Genomic DNA, 8,795 nt, shown 5'->3' with positions numbered 1-8,795 from the left:
TAAGAGACAGGGATCTCCGCGTCGCTTGGCTGCTTCAATATACACAGCTAAATTTTCCTTCACTTTATCCTGTCCGATATATTCCACCAGAGTCTGGGGGCGAAGTGTCACTTCTACTTCGTGATCTTCCTCCACCTCTCTTGGCGTCACCATGCGGTTATCAAACTCCATATCGCTGGTTTCGATCATACTGCCTCACTCCTTTTCCCCTGCTTATGTGCGGTTCTTTCCGAATTCCTGCAATGTCTGCCGAATCAGTTCCGACGAGGATAAGGTGGGATCCAGCTTTGCCACAATAGGCGCCACCTCGCTCTGGGTATAGCCCAAAGTCACAAGGGCTTCGATTGCCTCACCCACATTGCCGCTGGACTGAGACACACCAGACACTGCCGCCGTTTCTGAACCAGCAAGAAGTCCGATGGATTCCCCGGCAATTTTGTCCTTCAACTCCATGACAATACGCTGTGCAGATTTCGCACCAATACCTTTGGTGCGGGTCAGCGCCTTGCTGTCTCCGGATGCCACTGTCAACAGAAACTGATCCGGTGACAAGTCAGACAGAATGGAAAGAGCAGCTTTAGGCCCCACACCAGAAACCGATACCAACAGCTGAAAGCACTGCAATTCCTGCTTTGTCGCAAAGCCGAACAATTCCGCCGCATCCTCCCGGACAGACAGCACCGTATACAAAAAAACAGCTTCACCTATGCTCCCCAATTGTCCCAGCGTGTGAAATGTTGTCCGGCAGGCGTAGCCAACGCCGCCGCATTCCACCACTGCCAATGATGGTTCCTTTGCAATCAGTTTTCCATGTACACTATAAATCATACGGTATCTCCTGTTCTGATTTTTCGTTCCTGTAACTGCACACCGGTCGCGCAGTGACCATGACAGATGGCAAGCGCCAGTGCATCTGCTGCATCGTCCGGCTTAGGGATCTGTGCCAGCTTTAAAATGCGCCGTGTCATATCCATGACCTGCCGTTTTTCCGCCTTGCCATAGCCTACAACTGCCTGTTTCACCTGAAGCGGTGTATATTCATAAAGCGGAATGCCGTGCTGCTCTGCACAAAGGACAATGACACCACGCGCCTGAGCAACGTCAATTACCGTTTTCTGGTTGGATGTGAAATACAGCCTTTCAATGGCAATACAGTCCGGCTGAAACCGTTTCAATAAAAAGTCCAGATCGTCATAAATCGCAGTCAAACGTGCCGCAAACCGTGTTCCGGCTTCTGTGGTAATGGCACCGTACTCCAACGGCGTAAAATCTGCACCGTGGTAAGAAACCACTCCAAATCCAACAATCGCATAACCAGGGTCTATTCCCAGGATCCGCACAAGACATCCCTCCTCTCATTTTTCGCAAAACATTACACGTACGTTTCATTATAGCACAAAACAGGAGTCATTTTCAATAGCTATTCAAATTTTTATCTTGATTTTTGAAAAAAAATTGTGTATAATGGGAAGTGAGCGGCGCAGATACCGCAGATCATCGCAAGGAAAGGACTTCATCATGGAACTAAGTGAAATTCGAGTTGAAATTGACAAGCTGGATCGAAAAATCCAATCCCTGTTTGAGCAGCGTATGCTGCTTTGTCAGGATGTAGCACGATATAAAAAAGAACATAATATGCCGGTTTTTCAGGCTGACCGGGAAAAACAGGTGCTGGATCGGGTGGAACAAAATGCCGCCGAGGGACTGGGACTTGCCTCCCGCACCATGTTCGCCAATATGATGAGCATCAGTTCCCAATTGCAGCAAAAAATGTTGATCGCAGCAGAAGAAGCACCGGAAATTGCACAACCGCACATGGAAAAGGCAGTGAAGATCGGCTGTCAGGGCACTGTGGGCGCAAACTCCGAGACCGCAACCCAAGCATTTTTCCCGAAGCGAGAAATTCGGTTCTACCCTACTTTTGAACATGTATTTGAAGCAGTGGAATCCGGTGAGCTGGAATACGGCGTGCTGCCCATCTACAACAGCACTTCCGGCACTGTAACCCAGACAGTAGATCTGATGGGAAAATACAGTTTCTTTATCACTGCTATGAATCAAGTGGAAGTGACTCACTGTCTGGCAGCCTTGCCCGGCACATCACTAGACGACATTGCAATGGTATATTCCCACCCCCAAGCACTTTCTCAGTGCAGCGATTTTCTGGATGCTCATCGCCTGCCCAGACGGGATTACAATAACACTGCTACAGCAGCGCAGATGGTAGCTGAAGCCGGTGACAAGGCCATCGCTGCCATCTGCTCTGAAGAGTGCGCACAGCTGAACCGCCTGGACATAGTCGCTTCCCGCATCTCCAATGTAATCCCTAACTACACCCAGTTCATTTGCATTACTAAAGATATGCAGGTCAGCCTGGATGCATCCGTCATTTCCGTCATGTTAACCATTTCCAACGAACCGGGCAGCCTAAGCCGACTCCTGAACAAGTTCTTCCTGTATGGGTTGGACATGACCAAAATCGAAAGCCGTCCCATCCGGAATGGCAGCTTTGATGTGGTATTTCATATTGACTTCAAGGGGAATCTGCGTGACCGCAGCATCGCCGCTTTTCTAAACGATCTCTGCAAGAGCTGTCAGGAATTCAAATTGTTGGGAAATGCTGTTGTTATGGGGTAATTACATACGAAAAACGCAGGATCTTAGCATTCCTTTCTATTCACGAATATAAAGCAGAAAGCCACCCGGTTCTTTCCAGGTGGCTTTCTCATTTATGAAGATTTTTTTGCTTTTTCCTGTCGCAAGAACACCATCCGCAGTGCCAGTGCTGTGACGATCAGCATCAGCACGCCGCCGCAGATGATCCAGCCCATGACGACATTGCGCATATGGTAGATATCAGAATATGGAACAGTTGCCAGGATAATATAATCCCCACTGGTCTGATAATGCACCATTTCTGTCTTACCTTCTGTATTTTTCACATCAAACTTGCCTTTTTTCTTTTGCAGTTTCTCCGAATTATACTCCATTTTTTTGCCGATCTGCGATGCGTCGGTACAGCTGATATATTTCAGAGTATCCGTTTCCAGAATTGCAGTGGTTCCAGAGGAATACAAGGGAATATCTGATGCTACATTTGCCAGATCTGCATCCTGTAGGATCGACACCATGGAATCCGCAGAGAATGTGATCTGCACCAAACCATTACCCCCATCCAGAGACGATGCCGCCACAATGGTCGGCGTATCGGATTCCAGCAAAAACAGCACCTCGGTATACACTGTATCTTCCAGATGGCTTCGGAATTCCTCCCGAATGGAAACACCTTCCCCGGAAGGGTCTGTACTTGCAACCACATTGCCGTCCACGTCTGCAATACTGATCATATCCGCATCGACTGTGACACGCAGTTCCTCCAGCGTGCGGTCATCTGAAATAAACGAACTGTCCTGTGCAAGCAGCATGGCAATGGTTCTGGTTTTCGCCGCATATTCTTCTTTGAATTCTTCTATCAAGGTAGTGGTGGTATTTTTATTTTTTTCCAGATACGTCTCAACCGAACCAATATTCGTATCGATCTGCGCTATCACATCGTTCTGGCTGACCACACCAACGGTATATCCAGCAGTCACTGCAAGTACTGCAATCACTGCGGCTAAGCTGAGAAGTACCAGACGGTACATTTTAAAAAAACGTTTCATCCTTTGCTGAAGTACACCTGCCTTACTTTGCGGCAAAATCCTGCATCATCCGGAATCCCTCGTCAATATAGAGGTCGGTTGCTTTCGCAGTTTTTTCGCTGAATGTTTCCGGACCATTCTTCGGGTTACGGCTGTCGTAGATCAGGAACGGAATGGGATCATTGGTATGGGTCTTCAGAGAAAGAGGCGTTGCATGATCAGGCATTACCAGCACCTTGAACTCACCCATTTTCTCCAGCGCAGCCACTACCGGGCCGAGGATTTTCTTGTCAATGAGAGTAATAGCGTCTACCTTGTTCTGAATTTCTGCACGATGACCGCATTCGTCCGGCGCCTCTACATGAATGTAAACAAAATCCTGACCACGCTCAAATTCCGCAATGGCAGCAGCAGCCTTACCGTCAAAATTAGTGTCAATATATCCGGTAGCACCTTCTACTTCCACAATATCCATGCCAGAAAATTTACCAATGCCCTTGAGCAGATCCACTGCTGAGATCATGGAGCCATGAAGACCATACTTTTCCGCAAAGAGATCCAGATTGGCACGTACGCCCTCGCCCCAGAGCCAGATGCTGTTTGCCGGGCGCTTACCACGCTTGATACGCTCCTGGTTCACTGGATGATCTTTCAGCACATCATAAGAACGCACCATCAGATCATATAGCGGTGCAGCATTCTGGCTGTGGCACAGGGGCAGATAATCCTTCACCGGCTGACTTGTGATATCATGGGGCGGTGTCAGTCCGCCAAGATCCGTAGTACCATGATCCCAGATCAGACAGTGACGATATGCCACGCCGGTATAGAACCGGAATGTCTCTGTTCCCAATGCCTCCTGAACTGCCTGCATGAGGATCCGTGCTTCTTCAGTGGAGATATCATCAGCGCAATAATCCACCAATGTACGATCCTCATAGTTCGGTTCATCACTGAGGGTCACCAGATTGCAGCGCAGAGAAACATCTGTGGGCTTCATATCAATGCCGATGCTGCCTGCCTCCAGAGGAGAGCGCCCGGTATAGTACTTCATGGGGTCATAACCCAGAACAGAAAGATTTGCCACATCGCTGCCCGGCTTCATACCATCCTGCACGGTTTTCACCAAACCAACGGTTGCTTTTTTTGCCAATGCATCCATATTGGGGGTATCTGCAGCCTCCAAAGGTGTCTTTCCGCCAAGCGCATCCACGGGATAATCCGCCATACCGTCACATAATACTACCAGATATTTCATCAGATAAGCCTCCTGCTTTCACTTTTTTCAGAAAATTGGACGTTTTCCAATTCGTTCGTTATTCATTATAACATATGCATCGGATTTTGTCCAGCGTTTCCAGCAGGATTTTTTCGTACGGCATCACTCGCCCCAAGCGCAAAGTCTTGTTGTACCGTCTGCGTTTAAGTAAACTGCCTGTTCATTACCAGCTGTATTTTTTGTGAAAAAGCACACACGCCACATTCGGCTTTGTGCATCATATGCTACAGCAATTTGATTGTAGGAAATTGTAAGCTCATTTTTAGCAAGTGCAACTGCCTGCCCTGCATTTGCAATGTATGTTTCCTGTGTATTCGAAAAATCATCCATTTTTATACCCGGTCGCCAAATATCCTCAAATTGATAAATCTCTGCATCTTGAGAAAAAGAAAAGGCTTCAACTACAATTTGATTTTTATGTGCACAATATGCTGTCAGCAGAAGCATTCCGAATAGAACACAAAGGCTTAATGTTTTGTTTGAATTCCTCACAATTACGCATCCAGACCCTCACGCAGACTCTTGACGAATGTCCCGACCTGTGACGGTGCATCTGTGCCGCCGTACTGTTCCACCAGACGTACAATAGCACTGCCAACAATAACACCGTCACAGTACTGTCCCATCCGTTTGGCTGTCTCTGGGCCGGAAATACCGAAACCAACCGCACAGGGCACTTTGGCATACTTGTGGATTTTCTCGAAGAAAGGCGCAAAATTTGTTTCAAACTCACTGCGCACACCAGTAACACCGTTAGAAGATACGCAGTATAAGAAACCCGTTGCCTCCGATGCGATCATCTGAATCCGATCCTCACTTGCCGGGGTCACCAGGCTGATGTTATGTACATTATATTTATCCGCACTGCCCTGGATCTCGTCCTTTTCCTCAAAGGGAATGTCCGGTACAATTACGCCGTCAATACCACACTCTTTACATAAGCTGAAAAAACGATCTGTGCCGAAGCGGAAAATGGTGTTCAGATACATCATAAGCAGCAGAGGCATGTCTGTCTTCTGGCGCAGACGGCGTACCATGTCAAAAATACCCACCAGAGTCGTACCGCCCTGAAGCGCACGCTCACTGGCACGCTGAATGACTGGGCCCTCTGCAATGGGGTCGGAAAAGGGTACGCCCAGCTCGATGAGATCGGCGCCGTTTTTCTCCATCTCCAGCACAGCATCTTCGGTGCAGGCATAGCCACCGTCACCGGATGTGATAAATGTGATCAGTGCCTTTCTGCCCTCGGCTTTGCACTGCTCCAGCTTTGCGTCAATACGGTTCTTAGTCATCGATCTTCACTCCTCTATATTCTGCGATCTGCTGCATGTCCTTGTCGCCTCTGCCGGACAAACAGATGATCATGGTTTCCTCCGGCTTCATCTGCGGTGCGATCTTCATCGCTGCCGCAACAGCGTGTGCCGACTCAATTGCCGGAATCACGCCCTCGGTTCTGGAGAGGTATTCCAGTGCCTGTACCGCTTCTTCATCAGTAATTGCCATATATTCCGCACGCCCAGTCTTGTACAGATTTGCATGCTCCGGACCTACACCCGGATAATCCAGTCCGGCAGAAATGGAATAGACCGGTGCGATCTGTCCCTCATCATTTTGCAAAAAATAGGACTTCATGCCATGGAAAATACCCAACGAGCCCTTTGCTACAGTTGCCGCATGGAGCTTGGTATCAATGCCCTTTCCAGCAGCTTCTGCGCCTACCAGGCGAACGCTCTCCTCCGGGATAAAGTCATAGAACATACCCATAGCATTAGAACCGCCGCCGACACAGGCTACGACACATTTTGGAAGCTTGCCTTCTATTTCCATGATCTGCTTCTTTGCCTCTTCACCGATGATCTTCTGGAAGTCACGCACCATAGTGGGATAAGGATGGGGTCCCATAACAGAACCGATCAGATAGAAAGTCGTGTCAATATTAGTTGCCCAGTCACGCATTGCCTCGTTGATGGCATCCTTCAGGGTAGCTGTACCATTGTCCACGCTGTTTACCTTTGCACCCAGCAGTTCCATACGATAGACATTCAGCCGCTGACGGCGCACATCTTCCTTGCCCATATAGATCTCGCATTCCATGTCGAACATGGCGCAAGCAGTTGCCGTTGCCACGCCGTGCTGTCCAGCACCTGTCTCGGCAATGATCCGCTTTTTGCCCATTTTCTTTGCCAGCAGGATCTGTCCCAACACGTTGTTGATCTTATGTGCACCGGTGTGGTTCAGATCCTCTCGCTTCAGATAGATCCTGCAGCCGCCCAAGTCCTTTGTCATGCGGTCTGCATAATACAGCATGGACGGCCGTCCGGCATAGTCCCGCAGCAATGTACGGTATTCTTCCAGAAATTCCGGATCCTTACCATAGCGGTCATAAGCCTCTTCCAGCTCATGTACCGCATTCATTACAGTTTCCGGCACATACTGTCCGCCGAAAATACCAAATCTTCCTACTTTACCCATGATATTCACCTCGTATGATCTTAACGATCTCTTTCATTTTCTCATAATCTTTCACACCGTCTGTTTCAATACCGCTGGACAGGTCGATGCCTGTGGGTTGCAGCGTTTTCAGCGCAGCTTGTATATTTTCCGGTTTCAAACCGCCTGCCAGAAAATAGGGCATTCGGGGCGCTGCCTTTGCAATCAGCTCCCAGTTTGCAATCTGTCCCGTTCCGCCCACCTGTCCAGGCACATGACCTTCCAGCACAAACTGGTCTGCACCCAAATATTCTGCCTGCCGGATCTCCTTTTCACTCTGTACCCGGACGGCTTTCCAGATGGGAAGTCCTGTCATTTCCCGGAGTTTTGCGATCGTCCCGGCATCTTCCGCCCCGTGGAGTTGGATCACATCCAGAGAAACACTGCGGAGCACACGGGCGATCTCCTCCGCAGAAGCATTGACGAATACGCCCACAGCAGCGATAGACGCATGTTTTTCTTTCACCAATGCTGCGGCAGCCGCCATCGTCACAGAGCGGCGAAATCCCGGCGACAAGATCATGCCCATATAATCGGGCTGCAATACATTACAGTAGATGACATCCTCCCTGCGCCGGATACCGCAGAATTTCAGCTTCATACGCCCTCCCGCAGTTCTGCCAGTGTCCGTGGAATATTGCCGCTGCGCATGAGGGTCTCGCCAATCAGCACAGCGTCTGCACCCAGAGCACGAACCTGTTTCATATCCGCATTGTGCCGGATACCGCTCTCGGAAACAAACACGGCATCTGCCGGAGCGAAGGGTTTCAGCTGTGACACTGTGTCCAGACTTACCGCAAAGGTTTTCAGATTGCGGTTGTTCACGCCCAGGATCTCCGGCTGGAGAAAGGCAATGCCCTCCAGTTCCTCCCGGCTGTGAACCTCTACCAGTACCTCCAGCCCCAGGTCATATGCCAGGTGATACAGCTCCGCCAGCCGCTGGGGTTCCAGGACAGCTGCAATGAGGAGCACGGCATCTGCACCGATGGCAGCGGCTTCGTAAATCTGGTACTCGTCGAAAATAAAGTCTTTCCGCAGAATGGGCAGGGAGACTGCCTTGCGGATGGCTGCCAGATACTGTGACGAGCCTTGGAAATAGTGCTCCTCTGTCAGACAGGAAATGGCATTCGCTCCGGCTTTTTCGTATGTCTCAGCGATCTCCACGGGGTGGAAATCGGGGCAGATCAGCCCTTTGGACGGCGAAGCCTTTTTCACCTCGCAAATACAGGACAGGGTATCCTGCTGCAATGCCTTTTTCAGCGAGACCGGCTTTCTCAGGGCAAGCACCGCTTCTGCACGGGCTTTCATTTCTGCCGGCGCACAGGCTGCCTTTTCCCGTGCCAGCTGCTCCTTCCGGTGCAGTATAATTTCATCTAAAATCATAT

At 49.6% G+C, this 8,795-nt stretch carries 10 protein-coding genes and 1 pseudogene; 1 reads left to right on the top strand and 10 read right to left on the bottom strand.

The window, feature by feature from the left end:
* The 3 genes and pseudogenes from QZ375_RS03525 to ruvC form a co-directional block, all read right to left on the bottom strand.
* A pseudogene (locus QZ375_RS03525) lies at positions 1-189 on the bottom strand (Holliday junction branch migration DNA helicase RuvB); the annotation flags it as partial.
* Between the two features lie 24 nt (positions 190-213).
* Complete coding sequence (ruvA, locus tag QZ375_RS03520; RefSeq protein WP_295215355.1) at positions 214-828, bottom strand: Holliday junction branch migration protein RuvA; 615 nt, start codon at positions 826-828, stop codon at positions 214-216.
* The gene (gene ruvC, locus QZ375_RS03515; RefSeq protein WP_295215352.1) at positions 825-1,340 is read right to left on the bottom strand and encodes a crossover junction endodeoxyribonuclease RuvC; all 516 of its coding nucleotides are present in this window, start codon (positions 1,338-1,340) and stop codon (positions 825-827) included. Before ruvC ends, ruvA begins: the two co-directional genes overlap by 4 nt.
* A gap of 178 nt (positions 1,341-1,518) precedes the next feature.
* On the opposite strand from ruvC, the gene QZ375_RS03510 reads away from it, so the two are divergent.
* A complete protein-coding gene (locus QZ375_RS03510) occupies positions 1,519-2,637 on the top strand; it encodes a bifunctional chorismate mutase/prephenate dehydratase (protein WP_295215350.1) in 1,119 nt (372 codons plus the stop codon).
* Between the two features lie 92 nt (positions 2,638-2,729).
* Here the strand turns inward: QZ375_RS03510 and QZ375_RS03505 are convergent, their stop codons facing one another.
* The 7 genes from QZ375_RS03505 to trpC form a co-directional block, all read right to left on the bottom strand.
* The gene (locus QZ375_RS03505) at positions 2,730-3,662 is read right to left on the bottom strand and encodes a hypothetical protein (RefSeq protein ID WP_295215346.1); all 933 of its coding nucleotides are present in this window, start codon (positions 3,660-3,662) and stop codon (positions 2,730-2,732) included.
* Between the two features lie 22 nt (positions 3,663-3,684).
* Positions 3,685-4,899, bottom strand: coding sequence for a cofactor-independent phosphoglycerate mutase (locus QZ375_RS03500; protein WP_295215342.1), 1,215 nt, complete (start codon positions 4,897-4,899; stop codon positions 3,685-3,687).
* A 123-nt stretch (positions 4,900-5,022) separates the two neighbouring features.
* Complete coding sequence (locus tag QZ375_RS03495) at positions 5,023-5,412, bottom strand: hypothetical protein (protein WP_295215339.1); 390 nt, start codon at positions 5,410-5,412, stop codon at positions 5,023-5,025.
* Positions 5,413-5,414: 2 nt separating this feature from the next.
* Positions 5,415-6,212 carry a tryptophan synthase subunit alpha gene (trpA, locus tag QZ375_RS03490; protein ID WP_295215335.1) on the bottom strand — a complete coding sequence of 266 codons (798 nt, stop codon included), beginning with the start codon at positions 6,210-6,212 and terminating at the stop codon, positions 5,415-5,417.
* On the bottom strand, positions 6,205-7,392 hold the full coding sequence (gene trpB / locus QZ375_RS03485; RefSeq protein ID WP_295215332.1) for a tryptophan synthase subunit beta: 1,188 nt from the start codon (positions 7,390-7,392) through the stop codon (positions 6,205-6,207). The genes trpA and trpB overlap by 8 nt, the downstream gene beginning before the upstream one ends.
* Positions 7,385-8,011 carry a phosphoribosylanthranilate isomerase gene (locus QZ375_RS03480; protein WP_295215330.1) on the bottom strand — a complete coding sequence of 209 codons (627 nt, stop codon included), beginning with the start codon at positions 8,009-8,011 and terminating at the stop codon, positions 7,385-7,387. Before QZ375_RS03480 ends, trpB begins: the two co-directional genes overlap by 8 nt.
* Positions 8,008-8,793, bottom strand: a complete 786-nt coding sequence (gene trpC / locus QZ375_RS03475; RefSeq protein ID WP_295215327.1) for an indole-3-glycerol phosphate synthase TrpC — start codon at positions 8,791-8,793, stop codon at positions 8,008-8,010. The genes QZ375_RS03480 and trpC overlap by 4 nt, the downstream gene beginning before the upstream one ends.
* Positions 8,794-8,795: the final 2 nt, after the last annotated feature.

The sequence above is a fragment of the Ruminococcus sp. genome (genome assembly GCF_019417665.1).
Classification (GTDB): domain Bacteria; phylum Bacillota; class Clostridia; order Oscillospirales; family Ruminococcaceae; genus Ruminococcus_C.
This window is presented reverse-complemented; position numbering and strand designations above follow the sequence as displayed.